Below are 572 nucleotides of genomic sequence, written 5' to 3' on the forward strand. Positions count from 1 at the left end.
TTATTTTTGATCGAACAGTAAAAAGATCTAAAAAAAGGGTTGATCTGTTTTCGGATCTCCCTATAATGCGACCCCACTGAGACGGGGAACGCCAACGCATAGCGAGGCACGAGCTGCTCAGAGAGTTAAGTAAAACTTCGGTTTTAAATCATCGCAAGAAAGTTTAAAATTAAGTGTTGACTCGAAAAATAAAGGATGTATTATACGCATCCCTAGCGACAACGTCGCAACGTTCTTTAACAATATAAAGCAATCATCTGTGTGGGCACTCGTACAGATTGAGTTCTAACAGCCAACCTACTTCGGTAGCGAGGCAAACAAATTAGAGTCTCAATTGAAACTGAGTGACCAACAGAATAATTACTTAGGTAGTTATTCAGCACAGTCAATTCAATATCGAAAGATATTAAATAAATTCAGAATTCATTGAGCTGTCGAAAGACATAAAACTTTTTAATTGAAGAGTTTGATCATGGCTCAGATTGAACGCTGGCGGCAGGCCTAACACATGCAAGTCGAGCGGAAACGAAGAGTAGCTTGCTACTCTGGCGTCGAGCGGCGGACGGGTGAGT

Annotated in this window: 1 rRNA gene; it reads left to right on the forward strand. The window is 41.1% G+C overall.

The window, feature by feature from the left end:
* Positions 1–454: 454 nt before the first annotated feature.
* A 16S ribosomal RNA gene (locus CWC17_RS18310) occupies positions 455–572 on the forward strand; the annotation flags it as partial.

The sequence above is a fragment of the Pseudoalteromonas sp. S3785 genome, assembly GCF_005887365.1.
In the GTDB taxonomy this organism is placed as follows: domain Bacteria; phylum Pseudomonadota; class Gammaproteobacteria; order Enterobacterales; family Alteromonadaceae; genus Pseudoalteromonas.